Raw genomic sequence first — 20,268 nt, 5'->3', positions numbered from 1 at the left:
CAACAGGAGACACACCCCATGACAGACGCACTCAAGCGGCTGGCCGACGAAGGCGTCGCGATCTGGCTCGACGACCTCTCCCGGAAGCGGATCACCTCCGGCAACCTCGCCGAACTGATCGACCAGCAGCATGTCGTCGGCGTCACCACCAACCCGTCGATCTTCCAGAAGGCGATCTCCGGCGGCGACGGTTACGAGCAGCAGCTCGCCGACCTCGCGGCCCGCAAGGTCACCGTCGAGGAAGCCGTCCGCATGATCACCACGGCCGACGTCCGCGACGCGGCCGACATCCTGCGCCCGGTGTACGACGCGACCGGCGGCCAGGACGGCCGGGTCTCCATCGAGGTCGACCCGCGGCTGGCCCACAACACGGCCGCCACCGTCGCCGAGGCCAAGCAGCTCGCCTGGCTGGTGGACCGCCCGAACACCTTCATCAAGATCCCGGCCACCCTGGCGGGACTTCCGGCGATCACCGAGGTGATCGGCCTGGGCATCAGCGTCAACGTCACGCTGATCTTCTCCCTGGAGCGCTACCGCGCGGTCATGGACGCCTACCTGGCCGGTCTGGAGAAGGCCAAGGCCGCCGGTCTCGACCTCTCCAAGATCCACTCGGTGGCGTCCTTCTTCGTGTCCCGGGTGGACACCGAGATCGACAAGCGCATCGACAAGTCCGGCACCGACGAGGCCAAGGCGCTGCGCGGCAAGGCCGCCCTGGCCAACGCCCGGCTCGCCTTCCAGGCCTACGAGGACGTCTTCGCCTCCGAGCGCTGGGACGTCCTGGACCGGGCGAGCGCCAACAAGCAGCGTCCGCTGTGGGCCTCGACCGGCGTCAAGGACCCGGCGTACAAGGACACGATGTACGTCGACGAGCTGGTCGCCCCGGCCACCGTCAACACCATGCCCGAGGCCACCCTCGACGCGGTCGCCGACCACGGCGACATCAAGGGCAACACCGTGGCCGGTGGCTACGAGCAGGCCAAGGCGGACATCGAGGCCCTGGCCTCCATCGGCGTCTCGTACGACGAGGTCGTGGGGCTTCTGGAGGACGAGGGCGTCGAGAAGTTCGAGGCGTCCTGGAACGACCTGCTGAAGTCCACTGAGGCGGAGCTGAACCGCCTCGCACCGTCGGAGGCGTGAACACGTTGACCACCAGCAGCAATCCGCTGCGTGACCCGAAGGACCGGCGGCTCCCGCGCATCGCGGGGCCGTCCGGCCTGGTCATCTTCGGTGTCACGGGAGACTTGTCCCGCAAGAAGCTGATGCCCGCCGTCTACGACCTGGCCAACCGCGGCCTGCTGCCGCCGGGCTTCTCGCTCGTCGGCTTCGCCCGGCGCGACTGGGAGAACGAGGACTTCGCCCAGGTCGTCCACGACGCGGTCAAGGAACACGCGCGGACCCCGTTCCGCGAAGAGGTCTGGCAGCAGCTCGCCGAGGGATTCCGCTTCGTACCCGGGGAGTTCTCCGACGACGAGGCGTTCGAGAAGCTGAAGGCGACCATAGAAGAGCTGGACAAGGCCCGGGGTACCGGCGGCAACTTCGCCTTCTACCTCTCCGTTCCGCCCAAGTTCTTCCCCAACGTGGTGCAGCAGCTCAAGAAGCACGGGCTGTCCGACGGGCAGAACCACTCCTGGCGGCGCGCCGTCATCGAGAAGCCCTTCGGCCACGACCTGAAGAGCGCCCAGGAGCTGAACCAGGTCGTCCACGAGGTCTTCCGGCCCAGCGACGTCTTCCGGATCGACCACTACCTGGGCAAGGAGACGGTTCAGAACATCCTGGCGCTGCGCTTCGCCAACACCATGTTCGAGCCGCTGTGGAACCGTTCGTACGTCGACCACGTACAGATCACCATGGCCGAGGACATCGGCATCGGCGGCCGCGCCGGGTACTACGACGGCATCGGCGCCGCCCGGGACGTCATCCAGAACCACCTGCTCCAGCTGCTCGCCCTGACCGCCATGGAGGAGCCCGCCTCCTTCGACGCCAAGGCGCTGGTCACCGAGAAGCTGAAGGTCCTCACCGCCGTCAAGCTCCCGCGCGAACTGGGCAAGCACACCGTGCGCGGCCAGTACGCGCACGGCTGGCAGGGCGGTCAGGAGGTGCGCGGCTACCTCGAAGAGGACGGCATCGACTCGCAGTCGAAGACCGACACCTACGCCGCGGTCAAGCTGGAGATCGACAACCGCCGCTGGGCGGGCGTCCCGTTCTACCTGCGCACCGGCAAGCGGCTGGGGCGCCGGGTCACCGAGATCGCCGTCGTCTTCCAGCGCGCCCCGCACTCCCCCTTCGACGCCACCGACACCCAAGAGCTGGGGCAGAACGCCCTGGTCATCCGGGTGCAGCCGGACGAGGGCGTCACCATCCGGTTCGGCTCCAAGGTGCCCGGCACCTCCATGGAGATCCGCGATGTGACGATGGACTTCCAGTACGGCGAGTCCTTCACCGAGTCCAGCCCCGAGGCGTACGAGCGGCTGCTGCTCGACGTCCTGCTGGGCGACGCGAACCTCTTCCCGCGCCACCAGGAGGTGGAGGAGTCCTGGCGGATCCTCGATCCGATCGAGGACTACTGGGACAAGCACGGGAAGCCCGAGCAGTACACGGCCGGAACCTGGGGGCCGAAGGCCGCGGACGAGATGCTCGCACGAGACGGACGGAGCTGGCGGCGGCCATGAACATCGATCTCACGGACACCACGTCCAGCCGGATCAACTCCGCTCTGGTCCAGGCGCGCCGGGCCACCGGCACCCCGGCCGTGGGCATGGTGCTCACCCTCGTCATCGTCACCGACGAGGGCAACCACTACGACGCGCTGCGGGCCGCGAGCGAGGCGTCCAAGGAGCACCCCTCGCGCATCCTGGTCGTCATCAAGCGGCCCGGCCGCTCGCCGCGCGACCGCAAGATGGCCCGGATGGACGCCGAGGTCCGGGTCGGCGGCGAGACCGGCACCGGTGAGACGGTCCTGCTGCGGCTCCACGGCGAACTGGCCAACCACGCCTACTCGGTGGTCCTGCCGCTGCTGCTGCCGGACGCTCCGGTCGTGGTGTGGTGGCCCGAGGACCCGCCGGAGCACCCCGCCAAGGACCTGCTGGGGCAGCTGGCCCAGCGCCGCATCACCGACGCCCAGGCCACCGAGGACCCGGTCGGCACGCTGAGCCTGCGGGCCGAGACGTACACCCCGGGCGACACCGACCTGGCGTGGACCCGGATCACCCCGTGGCGCAGTGTGCTGGCGGCCGCGCTGGACCAGAAGCACTCGAAGATCACCTCCGCGGTCGTGGAGGGCGAGGCGTACAACCCGAGCAGCGAACTGCTCGCGCTGTGGCTCGCCGAGCGGCTGCGGGTGCCGGTCGACCGGCAGATCTCCGAGGGCCCGGGGCTGACCGCGGTGCGGCTGGAGACGGCCGACGGCGTGATCTGCCTGGACCGGGCCGATGGAGCCCTCGCCGAGCTGGCCATGCCGGGCCAGCCGGACCGGCATGTCGCGCTGCAGCGGCGGGAGGTGTCGGAGCTGATCGCCGAGGAGCTGCGCCGTCTGGACCCGGACGAGATGTACGCGATCTCGGTGAAGTACGGCGTGAACAAGCTGAACGGCGGCGGTAAGGCCGAGCACAGCGCTGCGGCTGGTGGCGGTGGCACGGCCACCGCGACCGCCGAGGCGCCGCCCGCGCCCCCGGCCCCGCCCCGGCCGCCGCTGCCGACGCGGGACCCGGGCACGGCTCCGTCCCCGACGAACACCCCCGCCCCGCCGCAGGCCCCGGCCCCTCCGGCCACACCGGCCCCGGCTGCCCCTTCGGCCCCTCAGGCCCCTCAGGCACCGAAGCCCTCGGACCTGAAGCCGGGCGCCAAGACGGAGGGAAAGCCGGACGGGAAGGCAGCGGGAAACGGCGGGAAGGGGGACAAGTGACCGCCCCGCAGGTCGTCGTCCACCGCGACAAGGAGCTGATGGCCCAGGCGGCCGCGGCCCGGCTGATCACGAAGATCGTCGACGCCCAGGCCGCCCGGGGCTCCGCCTCCGTCGTCCTGACCGGCGGCCGCAACGGCAACGGCCTGCTGGCGGCCCTCGCCACGTCCCCCGCGCGCGACGCGGTGGACTGGTCGCGGCTGGACCTGTGGTGGGGCGACGAGCGCTTCCTGCCGGACGGCCACCCCGACCGCAACGTCACCCAGGCCCGGGAGGCGCTGCTGGACACGGTGGACCTGGACCCGGCGCGGGTGCACCCGATGCCCGCGTCCGACGGTCCGCACGGCGGCGATGTGGAGGCCGCCGCGGAGGCGTACGGCATCGAGCTGGGCCGCGCCGCGCGGCCGGAGAACCACGGCGCGGCGCCGACGTTCGACGTATTGCTGCTGGGCGTCGGGCCGGACACCCATGTGGCCTCGCTCTTCCCCGAGCTGCCCGCCGTCCGGGAGACCGAGCGGACGGTGGTCGCGGTGCGCGGAGCGCCCAAGCCGCCGCCCACCCGGGTCTCGCTGACCCTGCCCGCGATCCGCGCGGCGCGGGAGGTGTGGCTGCTGGCCGCCGGTGAGGACAAGGCGAAGGCGGTGACCATCGCCCTGTCGGGCGCCGGGGAGATCCAGGCCCCGGCGGCGGGCGCGTACGGCCGCAGCCGCACCCTGTGGCTGCTGGACCGGGCCGCGGCGAGCGGTCTGCCGCGCGAGCTGTACCCCCCGGCCTCGCCGTAGGGCTCTTTTCATACAGCGATCCCCCGTGCGCCGCGAGCGCACGGGGGATCGCTGTACGCGCGGGCCCTCAGCGGTCGCGCAGCGAGCGGTACGTGGCGACGAGACGCGCCGTCGAGGCGTCGAGCCCCGGCACCTCGGCGCCCTCGGTCAGCGCGGGCTCGACCCGCTTGGCCAGCACCTTGCCCAGCTCGACGCCCCACTGGTCGAACGAGTCGATGTTCCAGATGGCGCCCTGGACGAACACCTTGTGCTCGTAGAGCGCGACCAGCTGGCCGAGCACGGACGGGCTCAGCTCGGCGGCCAGGATGGTGGTCGTGGGGCGGTTGCCCTGGAAGGTCTTGTGCGGCACCAGCTCCGCGGGCACGCCCTCGGCGGCGACCTCTTCCGGCGTCTTGCCGAAGGCCAGCGCCTGCCCCTGGGCGAAGAGGTTGGCCATCAGCAGATCGTGCTGGGCGACCAACCCGGGACGCAGGTCGTCCACCGGCTTGGCGAAGCCGATCAGATCGGCCGGGATCAGCTTGGTGCCCTGGTGGAGCAGCTGGTAGTAGGCGTGCTGGCCGTTGGTGCCGGGGGTGCCCCAGACCACCGGGCCGGTCTGCCAGTCGACCGGCTCGCCCTCCCGGTCCACCGACTTGCCGTTGGACTCCATGTCCAACTGCTGGAGGTAGGCGGTGAACTTGGACAGGTAGTGGCTGTAGGGCAGGACGGCGTGCGCCTGGGCGTCGTGGAAGTCGCCGTACCAGACGCCCAGCAGGCCGAGCAGCAGCGGTACGTTCTGCTCGGGCGGGGCGGTGGTGAAGTGCTCGTCCACCAGATGGAACCCGGCCAGCATCTCGCGGAAGCAGTCCGGTCCGATGGCGACCATCAGGGCGAGGCCGATCGCCGAGTCGTAGGAGTACCGCCCGCCGACCCAGTCCCAGAACTCGAACATGTTGTCCGTGTTGATGCCGAACTCGGCGACCTTCTCCGCGTTGGTCGACACCGCCACGAAGTGCTTCGCGACGGCCTCGTCACCGGCCCCCAGCCCGCTCAGCAGCCACTCGCGGGCGGAGACGGCGTTGGTGATGGTCTCGATGGTGGTGAAGGTCTTGGAGGCGACGATGAACAGCGTTTCCGCCGGGTCCAGGTCGCGCACCGCCTCATGGAGATCGGCGCCGTCCACATTGGAGACGAAGCGGAACACCAGCTCGCGGTCGGTGTAGGCGCGCAGCGCCTCGTACGCCATCGCCGGGCCCAGATCGGAGCCGCCGATGCCGATGTTGACGATGTTCTTGATGGGCTTGCCGGTGTGGCCGTGCCAGTCGCGGGACCGGATGCGGTCGGCGAATACGCTCATCTTGGTGAGGACCGCGTGGACCTCGGGGACGACGTCCTCGCCGTCCACCGTGATGACCGCCGAGCGGGGCGCGCGCAGCGCGGTGTGGAGCACGGCGCGGTTCTCGGTGGTGTTGATCTTCTCGCCGCGGAACATCGCGTCCCGCAGCCCGGCCACTCCGGTCGCCCGCGCCAGCTCCCGCAGCAACCGCAGCGTCTCGTCCGTCACCAGGTGCTTGGAGTAGTCGACATGGAGATCGCCGACCTGGAGCGAGAGCCTGCTGGCGCGCTCCGGGTCGTTTGCGAACAGCTCGCGCAGCTGCGCGTCGCCCAGCGCCTTGCGGTGCTCGGCCAGCGCGTTCCACTCCGGCAGCTGATCGAGCCTGGTGCGGCCTTCTGCGTTCATCTCGGACATCAGCCCACTTCTCATCGGTGCCTGGCCCCCGTTGGCCACCAACCTAATTGATGACGGTCCGCATTCCGGGCACGAGGGCCAGCACCCCGCCCGCGACGAGCACGGCGCACCCCAGCGCGGGCACGTTCAGTCCCCAGGCGGCGGCTATCACCCCGCCGAGCAGCGCGCCGACCGGGGAGCCCGCGATGGACAGCGTGCGGAAAGCGGAGGTGACCCGGCCGAGCAGGTCGGCGGGGCTGCGCCGCTGGGTCATCGTCACCTCGGTGACGTTCCATATGATCCCCGCGAAGGCGAACACCCCCATGGCGGCGATGGCGGCCGCCAGGCTCCGTATCGTGCCGAGCGCGACCAGGGCACCGGTCTGCGCGGCTCCGCACAGCACCAGCGCGCGGTACTCCCCCAGCCGCTCGGCGACCCGCGCGGCCACCAGCCCCCCGGCCACGCTGCCGATCCCGTACGCCGTGATGACCACCGCGTACCCGGTGTTCCCGGCGTCCAGCCAGCCGGTGACGTGCAGCACCAGGGCGGCGATGAGCGCGCCGATGCCGATATTGCACAGGGTGGTGGAGACGCACAGCCCCCGCAGCGCCCGGTCCCGCCACAGCACACCGATGCCCTCGGCGATGTCCCGGCGCAGCGATCCGCCGGACGGGCGCGGGGCGCGCTCCGGGGCGGCCGCGCCGAGGGAGGCTATGAGCAGCGCGGCGACGAGATAGGTGGCCGCGTCCGCCGCGTACGGCATGGCGACGCCAAGCCCCAGCAGCACGGGCACCAGCGGGGCGCCCACGAACCGGCCCATGACCTCCTGCCCGGTCATCAGCCGGGCGTTGGCCCGGCTCAGCGCCGCCCGCTCCACGACGGACGGCAGCAGGGCCGTCGCGGCGTTGTCGAAGAGGGTCTGCAGAGTGGTGAGGGCGAAGGCGAGCGCGAGCAGCAGCCCGATCGTGGCGTGGCCCAGCCAGACGGCGACCGCGAACCCGCCCATCAGGACGGCCCGTATCCCGTCCACCACCCACATCGCCCGCCGCTGGTCCACCCGGTCGGCGATGGCCCCGCCGAGCAGGCCGAACAGCAGCCAGGGCAGGAAGCCGCACGCGGTCACGAGCGACACCAGCACCGGCGAATCGGTCAGCGACACGGCCAGCAGCGGCAGTGCCGCGCCGCGTAACGCGTCACCGAAGCGGGAGATCACCGCGGCGGTCCACAGCCGCCCGAATCCCCCGCGCCAGGCGGGCACCGCCGCCTGCTCCCCGCCCCGTCGCATCAGCATGCGAAAAACCGTAGCCCGCACCACTGACAACGGGTCCTGAGCAGCGGTCCCTGAGCAGCGGGTCCACGACAACGGCCCGGTCGGGCACCCCTGATGGGTACCTGACCGGGCCGTCGTTCGCGCGCTGTCGCCGGGTGTCCGGGCTCGGCTCAGATCTCGCCGCGGAGCTTGGCGAGCGCCTCGGCGAGGATCGCCTCACCGTCGGCGTCGCTGCGCCGCTCGCGCACATAGGCGAGGTGGGTCTTGTACGGCTCGGTGCGGGGCGGGTCCGGCGGGTTCTCCCGGTCCTTGCCGGCCGGGAAGCCACAGCGGGGGCAGTCCCACGTCTCCGGGATCTGCGCGTCGCTGGCAAAGCTCGGCACGGTCTCATGCCCGTTCGAGCACCAGAAGGAGATGCGCAGACGCGGCGCCGATTCGCCTCGCTCGGCTTCTCCCATCGGCCCCGCTCCGACCCGACTTCCACGGATCGCGTTGCCACTTGCCACGGTCGTAACTCCCTGCGTGATGGTGCCGCGAAGCATCGAATGGCGGCCCCGCTGCCCGGCGCCCCAGACTACGAAAGGCCCAACGCGCGTCCATCGAGAGGAGTTACACCCGCCCTTGAGGACGCCACCCCATGATAGGCCGCGAATCAGCCGCACTGACGACGGTACGTCAGTTATGGGGCCGGATTCGGGCCTCGATCGCGCTTTGGTCGAACGTCAGTCGAGCTTCATCAACAGGCCGAGCACGACGATGACGACGAACCACAGCAACCCGACCACGATGGTAATGCGGTCCAGGTTGCGCTCAGCGACCGAAGAGCCACCGACGGAGGACTGCATTCCGCCACCGAACATGTCGGACAGACCCCCGCCCTTCCCCTTGTGCATGAGCACCAGCATCATCATCAAAAGGCTCAAGACGATGAGGGCGATCGAAAACCCCATGATCACAGCTGGACCAACTCTCTCGGGCTCGTTACGGACGGTTTCTTACGGGAGACGGGGGCCGGGCGGCACATTTCGCGCCACCACGACCCCCGACAGAGTACGACGAGCCCCGGCTCAGGGCCTACTCACTGGTCGCGGAATCGAACGATCTTGACGAATTCGTCCGCGTCCAGCGCCGCGCCGCCGATCAGGGCGCCGTCCACATCCGGCTGCGCCATGATCGCCGCCACATTGCCGGACTTCACCGAGCCGCCGTACTGGATCCGGACCTTGTCGGCCAGCTCCTGGCTGTACAGCTCGGCCAGCCGGCCGCGGATGGCCCCGCAGACCTCCTGGGCGTCCTCGGGGGTGGCGACCTCGCCGGTGCCGATCGCCCAGACCGGCTCGTACGCGATCACGATCGTCTCGGCCTGCTCGGCCGGGACGTCCTTGAGGGCGCCGTCCAGCTGCGCGAGGGTGTACGCCACCTGGTTGCCCGCCTTGCGGATGTCCAGGCCCTCGCCCACGCACAGGATGGGGGTGAGGTCGTTCCGGAAGGCCGCCTTCACCTTGCCGTTGCAGATCTCGTCCGTCTCGTCGTGGTACTGACGGCGCTCCGAGTGACCGATGGCCACATAGGTGCACTTCAGCTTGGAGAGCATCGGACCGGAGATCTCGCCCGTGTACGCGCCGGAGTCGTGCGCGGAGAGGTCCTGGGCGCCGTACTTGATCTTCAGCTTGTCGCCGTCGACCAGGGTCTGCACCGACCGCAGATCGGTGAAGGGCGGCAGAACCGCGACCTCGACGGCCTCGTAGTCCTTGTCGGCGAGCGCGAAGGCGAGCTTCTGGACGTGGGCGATGGCCTCGAGGTGGTTGAGGTTCATCTTCCAGTTGCCCGCCATCAGCGGGGTGCGGTCACTCACGGTGTTCAGTCCTCCAGTGCGGCGAGGCCGGGGAGCGTCTTGCCCTCGAGGTATTCGAGGCTCGCTCCGCCGCCGGTCGAGATATGGCCGAAAGCGGATTCGTCGAAGCCCAGGATCCGGACGGCCGCGGCGGAGTCACCGCCGCCCACCACCGTGAAGGCGGGGCTGTCGAGAAGCGCCTGGGCCACGGCCTTGGTGCCGTCGGCGTAGTCGGGGTGCTCGAAGACGCCCATCGGGCCGTTCCAGAAGACGGTGGCCGTGTCGGCGAGCTTCGAGGCGTACAGCTTGCGGGAGTCCGGACCGATGTCCAGACCCTCCAGGTCGGCCGGGATGGCCTCCGCGGAGACGACCTGCGGATGCGCCGGGGCCTTGGTCTTGAGGTCCGGGAACCCGTCGGCGGCGAGGACGTCGACCGGCAGGACGAACTCCACGCCCAGCTCCTCCGCCCGCCGCAGATAGCCCTGGACGACCGGGACCTGGTCCTCCTGGAGCAGCGACTTGCCGACCTCGTGGCCCTGGGCCTTGAGGAAGGTGTACGCCATGCCGCCGCCGATCAGGATGCGGTCGGCCTTCTCCAGCAGGTGCTCGATGACGCCGAGCTTGTCGGAGACCTTGGCGCCGCCGAGGACCACCGCGTACGGCCGCTGGACGTCCTCGGTGAGCTTCTTGAGGACGGAGACCTCGGTGGCGATCAGACCGCCCGCGGCGTGCGGCAGCCGCGCCGGGAGGTCGTACACGGAGGCGTGCTTGCGGTGCACCGCGCCGAAGCCGTCGCCCACGTAGAGGTCGGCGAGGGCGGCGAGCTGGTCGGCGAACGCGCCGCGCTCGGCGTCGTCCTTGGCCGTCTCACCGGCGTTGAAGCGCAGGTTCTCCAGCACCGCGACCTCGCCGGCGGCGAGCCCCGCGACGGTGGCGCGGGCGCTGTCGTCCACGGTGTCCGTCGCGAACGCGACCTGCTTGCCGAGGAGTTCGCCGAGCCGCCGGGCGACCGGGGCGAGCGAGAACCGCGGGTCGGGCTCGCCCTTGGGGCGGCCGAGGTGCGAGGCGACGACCACCTTGGCGCCCGCGTTCAGGAGCGCGGTGATGGTCGGCACGGCGGCGCGGATCCGGCCGTCGTCGGTGATCGTCTCGCCGTCGAGCGGGACGTTCAGGTCGGCGCGGACGAAGACCCGCCGCCCCTCGACCTGGAGATCGTCAATCGTCTTCACAGAGTGACTCCTTGTTCATGGCACGGACCCATGGCTCGGGATCCATTGCACCGGGCCCACGGCACGGGGCCCGTTACGACGTGTGCCGTAGCGGGCCCCGTTCCTGGCTCATCGCGGCAGGGTCAGAGCCGGCCGCCGACGTAGACGGTCAGGTCGACGAGACGGTTGGAGTAGCCCCACTCGTTGTCGTACCAGCCGACGACCTTGACCTGCTTGCCCTGAACCATGGTCAGGGAGGAGTCGAAGGTGCAGGACGCCGGCCAGTTGACGATGTCCGAGGAGACGATCGCGTCCTCGGTGTACTCCAGGACGCCCTTGAGCTGACCCTCGGCGGCCTTCTGGAAGGCGGTGTTGATCTCGTCCTTGGTGACCTCGCGGTCCAGCTCCAGCACCAGGTCGGTGACCGAGCCGGTGGGGACCGGGACGCGCATCGCGATGCCGTCCAGCTTGCCCTTGAGCTGCGGCAGGACCAGCGCGGTGGCCTTGGCGGCGCCCGTGGAGGTCGGGATGATGTTCTCCGCGGCGGAGCGGGCGCGGCGCAGGTCCTTGTGCGGGAAGTCCAGGATCCGCTGGTCGTTGGTGTACGCGTGGACGGTCGTCATCATGCCCTTGACGATGCCGAAGTTCTCGTCGAGAACCTTGGCCATCGGCGCCACACAGTTGGTGGTACACGAGGCGTTGGAGATGACGTCGTGGTTGGCGGCGTCGTACTTGTCCTGGTTGACGCCCATCACGATCGTGATGTCCTCGTCCTTGGCGGGCGCGGAGATCAGGACCTTCTTGGCGCCCGCGGCCAGGTGCTTGGCCGCGTCGTCACGCTTGGTGAAGATGCCGGTGGACTCGACGACGATGTCGGCCCCCAGCTCTCCCCACGGAAGGGCGGCCGGGTCGCGCTCGGCCATGGTCTTGAAGGTCTGGTTGCCGACCGTGATGGTGTCCTCGGTGTGGCTGACCTCGTACTTCAGCCGTCCGAGGATCGAGTCGTACTTGAGCAGGTGCACCAGGGTGGCATTGTCGGTCAGGTCGTTGACACCGACGATCTCGATGTCCGCGCCCTGCTCCAGGAGCGCGCGGAAATAGTTGCGACCGATGCGGCCAAAGCCGTTGATGCCTACGCGGATCGTCACGAACCGATCTCCTCGTTGGTGTGCCGGTCTGGACGCCGGCGAGCTGTATGGGATGTCCCCGACCGCCTCCGACCCTACCGCTATCACGGAACGTGCGTGACATTGGCGGTCGGCGGCCCACAACCACCGGAAAGGGGCATGGGCCGCCGACTCAGTCACGTTCTGTCACCCTGTGTCAACGGCGCAGCGCACGCAGCGCACCGCGTACGAGCCGCTCCCGCTGGGCGTCGTCCTTCACGTGTTCCAGACCGAAGCCGAGCAGCACGGTGTCCCGTGTGGTGACCCCGGCCGAGGTGCGGAACAGCTCCTTCGAGCGCGTCCAGTCCGCCGCGTTGACGGGGCTGCCCTCCGGCGCCCCCGGCACCGACCAGGGCCCGAGCGCCGTCTCGAAGCCCTCGTTGTCCCGGGTGCCGCCGCCGGTGACGAGCGCGGTGCTGTCGACGAAGGCGCCGCGCCCGGCCGCACTCGAATCGGTGACGTAGGAGAGGGCCAGTTCGACCTTCTCGCCCGCGTAGCGGCTCAGGTCCAGGGAGACCGGCGTCCAGCCGCCGGAGGAGCCCGTGAAGCTGTTCCAGGCGCCCGTGGTGCCCTGGGCGCGGCAGCCGTCGTCCGCGGCGGTCAGATAGCGCTTGAGGAACGGGTGGGTGGTCAGCAGGAAGCCCGCCTCGCACTCGGTCGGGACCTGGTCCGAGCTGGCGCCGCCCGCGTCCGGCAGCGTGGTCCAGTCATCCTGGCCCGTGGTGTGCGCCTCGGCGATCACATGGTCGTAGCCGGGCTCGGTGTCGTAGCTGAGCCGGAAGGTCAGGCTCGGCTTGTCCTCGGCGCTCACCCCGGTGAGGTCGACGGTGCGGGACAGCCGCATCCAGGCGCTGTTGCGGTGGACGGCGGCGGCCATCCACTCGCCCTCGTAGGGCTGGTACGGGGTGCGCGCGCCGGAGTACGCGCCCGCGCCCGCGCTGCGGAACTGCGGGAAGTCCTCCGGCGGCAGTACATCGGAGGTGACGGTGTAGGCGCCCGAGGCGTCCAGGGGGTTGCCGGGCGCGTCGCCGAGCGCCGCGGCGGCGCCGTCGAGCGCCCCGGCGCCCTCGTACGCGGTCGGCGACTTCGCCGTGAGGCGGCCGTCGGCGCCCAGGTAGTACTGGCTGAAGTCGTCGGTGTCGGCCGGACCCACCTCGGAGCTGCCGCCCGCCTGCTCACCGGTGGTGATCAGCTTGCCGCCCTCGTTGAGGTAGTCGCGCACCGCGAGCAGGGTGGTCCCGCCGGGCTTCTCCGCGCCGGTGTACCAGAGCACCGTCCTGAAGTGGTCGAGCACTCCGAGCGCGGACGGCGCTCCCCGGGTCGCGACGTCCCAGACGGCCGCCTTGCGGCCGTTCGCGGCGAGCGCGTCGGTGTACGCGGCGGTGTGCCGGGCCGGGGAGCCGCCGCCCTCCTCGGCGATCACCAGGGTGTCGGCGCGGGGCCGCTCGGCGACGGTGTAGGTGAACGGCTCGCTCGCGGTCCGCTCGCCGTCCCTCGTACGGCCGGTGAACCACACCCGCACCGTGTCGCCGGGGTCGGCGCCCCGGACGGAGGCCCGGTACTGGTCGAAGCGGATGTTGTCCTCGCCGCCGTAGGTCTCGCCGCCCTTCCAGGGCCGCAGGGACGCGGTGTGGGTGCGTCCGCCGTTGACCCGGTAGGCGAGCCTCTTGTCGCGGACGCTCTTGCGCGCGGTGACGGCGACGTCCTGGGCGGCGCCACGGGCGTAGGAGGTGGTGAACGCGTCCGGGGTGAAGTCGGGCGCGGTCATGCCGACCGAGGACGACGGCTGGTCGGGGTGGAGGGCGGTCTCGGCGACGGAGAGCGCGAAGGGGATGTTCTTGGCGAACTCCTGCTGGATCAGCTTCTCGTCGTCCGGGAAGGTGAAGACGGACGCGCAGTCGCGCGGCTGCCAGGGGTCGTCGGGGCTGATGTTGGAGGCCGTCTGGCAGGTCGACATCTCCGGGGTGAACATCATCATCCCGTTGACGTTGGCCGCGTGGCCGTCGGCCTCGCCGTTGGTGGTGTACAGCTCCGAGGACACCTGCGGGTGGTAGCCGGGGATCGCGGAGTGCTCGGGGGTGCCCGCGAGCGCCTCGTAGAGCACGTCGTCGGGGGTCGGGGTGGCGACCTGCCAGCCGACGCCGTAGAGCAGCAGTTCGGCGGCCGAGTGGTAGTTGATGCCGAGTTCGAAGCCGATGCGCTTCTGGAAGCGGTCCAGCGCCTTGGTCTCGGGCTCGGAGCCGGGTCCGGGGCCCCGGTAGGTCTCGTCGGCCGGGTCGGCGGACGACCCCTCGTTGTCGTAGCCCCACTTGTAGGGGAAGTTGCGGTTGGGGTCGACGCCGTCGCCCGGGGTGATCTTGCCGTCGCCGTTGTTGTCGCGCAGGGTCTTGCGCCACTGGCGGTTGGCCGGGCTCTGATGCGTGTAGTCGTAGCCGTCCGGGTTGGCGGAGAGCACGAACCACAGCTCGGTGCGGTCGACGATCCTGGTGACGCGGTCGTCCTTGCCGTAGTTGTCCAGGTAGTAGTGCATCAGCCGCCGGGTCATCTCCGGGGTGATCCACTCACGGGCGTGCTGGTTGGACATGTACAGCACCGACGGCTTGCTGCCGTCACGGCTCTTCGCGGCCCCCTTGGTGAGCTTGAGCGCGAGGATGTCCTTGCCCTGGGTGGTCTTGCCGATGCTGACCACCTTGGTGATCCCGGGGTGCGTCCGGCCGGTCTCGGTGATCTCCTGCCGGAGCCCTCCGTCGCCGCTGTACGGGCGGAAGACGCCGTCGCCCGAGGCCTCGACGCGGTTCAGGGCCCGCTGGGAGAGCTTCTTCTCGGTGAGCGCGACGCCCTGGCCGCGCAGGGCGGCGGCCTGCGTGCCGGTCAGGTACAGCTCGACCGGTCCGGCGCCCTTCTCGGGCACCTGCGTGCCGAGTTCCGTCCCGTCCACGCCCGCCCGCTGCAGCAGCGGGATCTGGGCCCGGGTGACCTGGGCGGTCCATACGGTCAGCGACTCGCCCGCGCTGTCGGACGCGCTGTCGGACGCTGGTTGTGCCTGGGCCGCGGGCGTGGCGGCCAGTCCTGTGAGGAGTAAGGAAGCGAGTGCCGCGATCGAGCCGATCGATCGCGTGGTGCGTCTGTGGCGTGCCGTACGTCTCCGTCCGGCTTCGCGTGACTTCATGAGCCCCCCTGACTGTCGTTCCGACGTGTGGGTGCGCAGACGCATAAGCCTCGTATCGGCCCATGACCATGTCAACAGCGGCTCGCGGACGATGATCTGATGGTGTGACGACTAATTCCGGCGGGGTGATCGGCCGGACGCACCGCGCCCCCGGCTCCGCGCGGGGAGCCGGGGGCGCGCGACGCGGCGGCCGGTCAGCCGACCATGCCCTCGGCCATCTCGTCGGTCAGGGTCGACTCCGTCCCCGGGATGCCCAGGTCCTGGGCCCGCTTGTCGGCCATGGCGAGCAGCCTGCGGATACGGCCCGCGACGGCGTCCTTGGTCAGCGGCGGGTCTGCGAGCGCGCCCAGCTCCTCCAGCGAGGCCTGCTTGTGTTCCATGCGCAGCCGTCCGGCCGCGGCCAGGTGCTCGGGCACCTCATCGGCGAGGATCTCCAGCGCGCGCTGCACCCGGGCGCCCGCGGCGACGGCGGCCCGGGCCGAGCGGCGCAGATTGGCGTCGTCGAAGTTGGCCAGCCGGTTGGCGGTGGCCCGCACCTCGCGGCGCATCCGCCGCTCCTCCCAGGCGAGCACCGACTCGTGCGCCCCCAGCCGCGTCAACAGCGCGCCGATGGCGTCACCGTCCCGGACGACCACCCGGTCCACTCCGCGCACCTCGCGCGCCTTCGCGGCGATCTGCAGTCTGCGGGCGGCGCCGACCAGTGCCAGCGCGGCCTCCGGGCCGGGGCAGGTCACCTCCAGGGAGGACGAGCGGCCGGGCTCGGTGAGCGAGCCATGGGCGAGGAAGGCCCCGCGCCAAGCGGCCTCGGCGTCACAGGTGGCGCCGGAGACGACCTGCGGTGGCAGGCCGCGGATCGGCCGGCCGCGGCCGTCGACCAGTCCGGTCTGGCGGGCCAGCTGATCACCGCCCGCCACCACCCGCACCACGTACCGACTGCCGCGGCGCAGCCCTCCGGGGGCCATCACCACCAGATCGGATGAGTGCCCGAAGATCTCCAGGATGTCCTTGCGGACCCTGCGGGCCGCGATGCCCGTATCCAGCTCCGCCTCGATCACAATGCGCCCGCTCACCAGGTGCAGGCCGCCCGCGAAGCGCAGGATCGCCGAGACCTCCGCTTTCCGGCAGCAGGTGCGGGTGACGGGGAGCCGGGAGATTTCATCCTTCACCGCTGCCGTCATCGCCATGGGCCGATCCTTCCATGCATCCGAAAAATACGGTCGTAGGCGGCCGCCAGAAGCTCCGGGTCGTGCTTCGGGGAACCGTCGGTCGCGGCCACCGGCGCCAGCTCGACCGTGCCGCCCAGTCGTTTCGCGGCATCGCACAGACTGCTCTGGTCGGGAACGGCGGCCTCGTCGGCCAGCACCACGTCGAAGGCGAGTTTAGGGGCGTGTCGGGCCAAAACCTCCAAATGACGCTGCGGGGAGAAGCCATCGGTTTCACCGGGTTGCGGCGCGAGATTCAGCGAAAGCACCCGGCGGGCCTTGGTGTCGGTGAGGGCGCGCAGCAAATCCGGCACCAGGAGATGCGGGATGACGGAGGAAAACCAGGAGCCGGGACCCAGCACCACCCAGTCCGCGTCCATCACCGCCTCGACCGCCTCGGGAACGGCCGGCGGGTCGTTCGGCACCAGGTGGACCGACTGCACCTCGCCGGGGGTGAGGGCGACCGTGGCCTGCCCGGCGACCGTCGACACCTCGTCCGGGCGCGCCGGATCGTGGCCCTTGACGTACGCCTGCAGCTCCAGCGGCACCGCCGACATCGGCAGCACCCGGCCGTGCGCGCCCAGCAGCTTGCCGACCAGGTCGAGCGCGGCCACATGGTCGCCCAGCTGCTCCCACAGGGCGACGATCAGCACATTGCCGACCGCGTGGCCGTGCAGCTCGCCCTCGCTGATGAAGCGGTGCTGGATGACCCGGGACCACGTCTGGCCCCAGTCGTCGTCCCCGCACAGGGCCGCCAGCGCCTTGCGCAGATCGCCGGGCGGCAGCACCCCCAGCTCGTCGCGGAGCCGTCCGCTGGAGCCGCCGTCGTCGGCCACCGTGACCACGGCGGTCAGATCACCGGTGATCCGGCGCAGCGCGGCGAGCGACGCCGACAGGCCCATACCGCCGCCCAGCGCGACCACCTTGGGCTGGGCGCTGCGGCCCGTACGGGCCCCGACGAGCCGCCGCAGCCGCCCGTTCCGCATCGTCACTCGCGCCCCATGTCACGGTGGACGATGACGGTCTCGACCCCTTCGGCGCCGAGCCGGGCGGCCAGCCGCTCGGACATCGCGACGCTGCGGTGCTTGCCGCCGGTACAGCCGACCGCGATCGTCACATAGCGCTTGCCCTCGCGGCGGTAGCCCGCGGCGATCAGCTGGAGCAGCTCGGCGTACCGGTCCAGGAACTCCTTGGCGCCGGGCTGGTTGAAGACATAGCCGGACACCTCCTCGTTGAGCCCGGTGAAGGGACGCAGCTCGGGGACCCAGTGCGGATTGGGCAGGAAGCGGCAGTCCACCACCAGATCGGCGTCGACCGGCAGGCCGTACTTGTAGCCGAAGGACATGACGGTGGCGCGCAGCTCCGGCTCCTCCTCACCGGCGAACTGGGCGTCCATCTTGGCGCGCAGCTCGTGCACGTTGAGGCTGGAGGTGTCGATCACCAGATCGGCGTCACCGCGCAGCTCGCGCAGCAGATCGCGCTCGGCCTCGATGCCGTCCACGATCCGCCCGTCGCCCTGCAGCGGGTGCGGACGGCGCACCGACTCGAAACGGCGCACCAGCGCCTCGTCGGACGCCTCCAGGAACAGCACGCGCCGCTTGACGTTCTTGGCGGCCAGGTCCGCGAGGGATTCGCGGAGGTTGTCGAAGAAACGGCGGCCCCGGACGTCCACCACCACGGCGATCCGGGCCACATTGCCCTGGGAGCGGGCGCCCAGGTCCACCATGGTGGGGATCAGCGCGGGCGGCAGATTGTCCACCACGAACCAGCCCAGGTCCTCCAGACACTTGGCCGCGGTACTGCGGCCCGCGCCGGACATGCCAGAGATGATCACCAGCTCGGGAATGGCTGCCGCCGCCTCGGCGGACTCTCCCGTCGTGCCCGTATTCACCTGCGCTCCGTCTCCGTGGATCTCGTGCTCTGTCATGATCTCGTCCCCCGGCTCGCGGACGGCGCCGACGATGCGGCCTCGTCCTCAATGATCTCTCCTGTGGCGGTGTTCACGGCGGGAGCGGCCGGAGCCGCTCCGGTGAGCGCCGCCGCCACCGTCTCAGCCGTCTTCCGGCCGACGCCCGGCACCTCGCAGATCTGCTCGACCGTGGCGGCGCGCAGCCGCTTGACGGAGCCGAAGTGCTTGAGCAGCGCCTGCTTCCGGCTGTCGCCGAGGCCCGGGACGGCGTCCAGCGGCCCGGCCTTCAGCGCCTTGGCGCGCTTGCTGCGCTGGTAGGTGATGGCGAACCGGTGCGCCTCGTCGCGGACCCGCTGGAGCAGATACAGCCCCTCGCTGCTGCGGGGCAGCACCACCGGGTCGTCCTCGTCGGGCAGCCAGACCTCTTCGAGCCGCTTGGCGAGGCCGCAGACGGCCACGTCGTCGACGCCCAGCTCGTCCAGCGCCCGCTTGGCGGCGGCGACCTGCGGCTGCCCGCCGTCGACCACGACGAGCTGCGGCGGATACGCGAACCGCCTGGGCCTGCCGTCGTCGTCCAGGGGCCCGGAGACCTCCTCAGCGGAGACCTCCTCAGCGGGGGTCTCCTCGGCGGGGGTCTCCTCGGCGGGCGTCTCGGCAGCGTCGTCAGGTGCGGCGCTCTCCTCCCACTCCCCCGACTTCTGCTTCTCCTGCAGATAGCGGCGGAAGCGGCGGCCGACGACCTCGTGCATGGAGCGGACGTCGTCCTGACCGGCGAAGCTCTTGATCTGGAAGCGGCGGTACTCGCCCTTCCGCGCCAGCCCATCTTCAAAGACCACCATGGACGCCACCACGTCATCGCCCTGGAGATGGGAGATGTCGAAGCACTCGATGCGCAGCGGCGCCGAGTCCAGCCCGAGCGCCTCGGCGATCTCCTCCAGGGCCCGGGAGCGGGTGGTGAGGTCGGAGGCACGCTTGGTCTTGTGCAGGGCCAGCGACTGCTGCGCGTTCCGCTGGACCGTCTCCATCAGGTCCTTCTTGTCGCCGCGCTGCGGGATGCGCAGATCGACCCGGGAGCCCCGGCGCTCGCTGAGCCATTCGATGACCGGCTCGGCCGGGTCCGGTACGGCGGGCACCAGGACCTCCTTGGGCACCGCGTCGCCCCGCTCCTCCCCGTACAGCTGCTGGAGGGCGTGCTCGACCAGGTCGGCGGTGTCGACGGCCTCGACCTTGTCGGTGACCCAGCCGCGCTGGCCGCGCACCCGGCCGCCGCGGACGTGGAAGATCTGGACGGCGGCCTCCAGCTCGTCCTCGGCGAGCGCTATCAGGTCGGCGTCGGTCGCGTCGGCGAGGACGACCGCTTTCTTCTCCATGGCGCGCTTGAGCGCCCCTATGTCGTCACGCAGCCGGGCGGCCTTCTCGTACTCCATCTCCTCGGCGGCCTCTTGCATCCGCTGTTCGAGGCGGCGGATGTAGGTGCCGGTGCGGCCCGCCATGAAGTCGCAGAACTCCTCGGCGAGTTCACGGTGCTCCTCGGCGCTGACCCGGCCGACGCAGGGGGCCGAGCACTTGCCGATGTAGCCGAGCAGACAGGGGCGGCCGATCTGGGCGGAGCGCTTGAACACCCCGGCCGAGCAGGTGCGCACGGGGAACACCCGCAGCATCAGGTCGACGGTCTCGCGGATCGCCCAGGCGTGCCCGTACGGACCGAAGTAGCGCACGCCCTTCTTCTTGGCGCCGCGCATGACCTGGACCCGGGGGAATTCCTCGCCCAGGGTCACCGCGAGCGACGGATAGCTCTTGTCGTCGCGGTACTTGACGTTGAACCGGGGATCGAACTCCTTGATCCACGAATACTCGAGCTGCAGCGCCTCGACCTCGGTCGAGACCACGGTCCACTCGACCGAGGCGGCCGTGGTGACCATCGTCCGCGTGCGCGGGTGAAGGTTCGCCAGGTCCTGGAAGTACGAGGAGAGCCGCGGGCGCAGGCTCTTCGCCTTTCCTACATAGATCACCCGGCCGTGCTCATCACGGAACTTGTAGACCCCCGGCGACTCGGGGATCTGTCCCGGCTTGGGGCGGTAGCTGCTCGGGTCGGCCATGGTCACCACCCTACTGGCGGGCG

General features: G+C 70.6%; 16 protein-coding genes. 4 read left to right on the top strand and 12 right to left on the bottom strand.

The window, feature by feature from the left end; translation table 11 throughout:
- Positions 1 to 18: 18 nt before the first annotated feature.
- From tal to pgl, 4 genes are read left to right on the top strand one after another with little or no spacing between them, the layout of a single operon-like run.
- Entirely contained in the window at positions 19 to 1,137 is a 1,119-nt protein-coding gene (tal, locus tag ACWC5C_RS02730) for a transaldolase (RefSeq protein WP_450872975.1), read from the top strand.
- 5 nt (positions 1,138 to 1,142) lie between these two features.
- On the top strand, positions 1,143 to 2,669 hold the full coding sequence (zwf, locus tag ACWC5C_RS02725; RefSeq protein WP_450873256.1) for a glucose-6-phosphate dehydrogenase: 1,527 nt from the start codon (positions 1,143 to 1,145) through the stop codon (positions 2,667 to 2,669).
- Positions 2,666 to 3,901 carry a glucose-6-phosphate dehydrogenase assembly protein OpcA gene (opcA, locus tag ACWC5C_RS02720; RefSeq protein WP_450872973.1) on the top strand — a complete coding sequence of 412 codons (1,236 nt, stop codon included), beginning with the start codon at positions 2,666 to 2,668 and terminating at the stop codon, positions 3,899 to 3,901. Before zwf ends, opcA begins: the two co-directional genes overlap by 4 nt.
- Positions 3,898 to 4,680, top strand: a complete 783-nt coding sequence (gene pgl, locus ACWC5C_RS02715; protein WP_450872971.1) for a 6-phosphogluconolactonase — start codon at positions 3,898 to 3,900, stop codon at positions 4,678 to 4,680. Before opcA ends, pgl begins: the two co-directional genes overlap by 4 nt.
- Positions 4,681 to 4,747: 67 nt before the next feature.
- Here pgl and pgi read toward each other — a convergent pair whose 3' ends face one another.
- The 12 genes from pgi to uvrC form a co-directional block, all read right to left on the bottom strand.
- Complete coding sequence (gene pgi, locus ACWC5C_RS02710) at positions 4,748 to 6,400, bottom strand: glucose-6-phosphate isomerase (protein ID WP_450873254.1); 1,653 nt, start codon at positions 6,398 to 6,400, stop codon at positions 4,748 to 4,750.
- 52 nt (positions 6,401 to 6,452) lie between these two features.
- On the bottom strand, positions 6,453 to 7,679 hold the full coding sequence (locus ACWC5C_RS02705; protein ID WP_450872969.1) for an MFS transporter: 1,227 nt from the start codon (positions 7,677 to 7,679) through the stop codon (positions 6,453 to 6,455).
- Between the two features lie 149 nt (positions 7,680 to 7,828).
- Positions 7,829 to 8,164, bottom strand: coding sequence for an RNA polymerase-binding protein RbpA (locus ACWC5C_RS02700; RefSeq protein WP_385445181.1), 336 nt, complete (start codon positions 8,162 to 8,164; stop codon positions 7,829 to 7,831).
- 216 nt (positions 8,165 to 8,380) lie between these two features.
- Positions 8,381 to 8,608, bottom strand: a complete 228-nt coding sequence (secG, locus tag ACWC5C_RS02695; RefSeq protein WP_385445179.1) for a preprotein translocase subunit SecG — start codon at positions 8,606 to 8,608, stop codon at positions 8,381 to 8,383.
- Positions 8,609 to 8,736: 128 nt separating this feature from the next.
- On the bottom strand, positions 8,737 to 9,513 hold the full coding sequence (gene tpiA, locus ACWC5C_RS02690; RefSeq protein WP_385445177.1) for a triose-phosphate isomerase: 777 nt from the start codon (positions 9,511 to 9,513) through the stop codon (positions 8,737 to 8,739).
- Between the two features lie 5 nt (positions 9,514 to 9,518).
- Positions 9,519 to 10,721 carry a phosphoglycerate kinase gene (locus ACWC5C_RS02685; RefSeq protein WP_450872967.1) on the bottom strand — a complete coding sequence of 401 codons (1,203 nt, stop codon included), beginning with the start codon at positions 10,719 to 10,721 and terminating at the stop codon, positions 9,519 to 9,521.
- 122 nt (positions 10,722 to 10,843) lie between these two features.
- Positions 10,844 to 11,848, bottom strand: a complete 1,005-nt coding sequence (gene gap / locus ACWC5C_RS02680; RefSeq protein WP_450872965.1) for a type I glyceraldehyde-3-phosphate dehydrogenase — start codon at positions 11,846 to 11,848, stop codon at positions 10,844 to 10,846.
- A gap of 175 nt (positions 11,849 to 12,023) precedes the next feature.
- Entirely contained in the window at positions 12,024 to 15,035 is a 3,012-nt protein-coding gene (locus ACWC5C_RS02675; RefSeq protein ID WP_450872963.1) for a M14 family zinc carboxypeptidase, read from the bottom strand.
- A 194-nt stretch (positions 15,036 to 15,229) separates the two neighbouring features.
- Positions 15,230 to 16,219, bottom strand: coding sequence for a DNA-binding protein WhiA (whiA, locus tag ACWC5C_RS02670; protein ID WP_009718797.1), 990 nt, complete (start codon positions 16,217 to 16,219; stop codon positions 15,230 to 15,232).
- Positions 16,210 to 17,223: a gluconeogenesis factor YvcK family protein gene (locus tag ACWC5C_RS02665; protein WP_385445214.1), complete on the bottom strand. Its 1,014-nt coding sequence runs from the start codon at positions 17,221 to 17,223 to the stop codon at positions 16,210 to 16,212. The genes whiA and ACWC5C_RS02665 overlap by 10 nt, the downstream gene beginning before the upstream one ends.
- A gap of 2 nt (positions 17,224 to 17,225) precedes the next feature.
- A complete protein-coding gene (rapZ, locus tag ACWC5C_RS02660; RefSeq protein WP_450872961.1) occupies positions 17,226 to 18,164 on the bottom strand; it encodes an RNase adapter RapZ in 939 nt (312 codons plus the stop codon).
- Positions 18,161 to 20,245: an excinuclease ABC subunit UvrC gene (gene uvrC / locus ACWC5C_RS02655; protein ID WP_450872959.1), complete on the bottom strand. Its 2,085-nt coding sequence runs from the start codon at positions 20,243 to 20,245 to the stop codon at positions 18,161 to 18,163. The genes rapZ and uvrC overlap by 4 nt, the downstream gene beginning before the upstream one ends.
- Positions 20,246 to 20,268: the final 23 nt, after the last annotated feature.

The organism is Streptomyces sp. NPDC001700, assembly GCF_053596435.1.
This window is presented reverse-complemented; position numbering and strand designations above follow the sequence as displayed.

What these genes read in the sequence shown, in the direction of transcription:
- rapZ (WP_450872961.1), bottom strand. Translation starts at nt 18,164, where the DNA reads ATGACAGAGCACGAGATCCACGGAGACGGAGCGCAGGTGAATACGGGC.
- secG (WP_385445179.1), bottom strand. Translation starts at nt 8,608, where the DNA reads ATGGGGTTTTCGATCGCCCTCATCGTCTTGAGCCTTTTGATGATGATG.
- ACWC5C_RS02705 (WP_450872969.1), bottom strand. Translation starts at nt 7,679, where the DNA reads ATGCTGATGCGACGGGGCGGGGAGCAGGCGGCGGTGCCCGCCTGGCGC.
- uvrC (WP_450872959.1), bottom strand. Translation starts at nt 20,245, where the DNA reads ATGGCCGACCCGAGCAGCTACCGCCCCAAGCCGGGACAGATCCCCGAG.
- ACWC5C_RS02665 (WP_385445214.1), bottom strand. Translation starts at nt 17,223, where the DNA reads ATGCGGAACGGGCGGCTGCGGCGGCTCGTCGGGGCCCGTACGGGCCGC.
- whiA (WP_009718797.1), bottom strand. Translation starts at nt 16,219, where the DNA reads ATGGCGATGACGGCAGCGGTGAAGGATGAAATCTCCCGGCTCCCCGTC.
- opcA (WP_450872973.1), top strand. Translation starts at nt 2,666, where the DNA reads ATGAACATCGATCTCACGGACACCACGTCCAGCCGGATCAACTCCGCT.
- pgi (WP_450873254.1), bottom strand. Translation starts at nt 6,400, where the DNA reads ATGAACGCAGAAGGCCGCACCAGGCTCGATCAGCTGCCGGAGTGGAAC.
- ACWC5C_RS02675 (WP_450872963.1), bottom strand. Translation starts at nt 15,035, where the DNA reads ATGAAGTCACGCGAAGCCGGACGGAGACGTACGGCACGCCACAGACGC.
- tal (WP_450872975.1), top strand. Translation starts at nt 19, where the DNA reads ATGACAGACGCACTCAAGCGGCTGGCCGACGAAGGCGTCGCGATCTGG.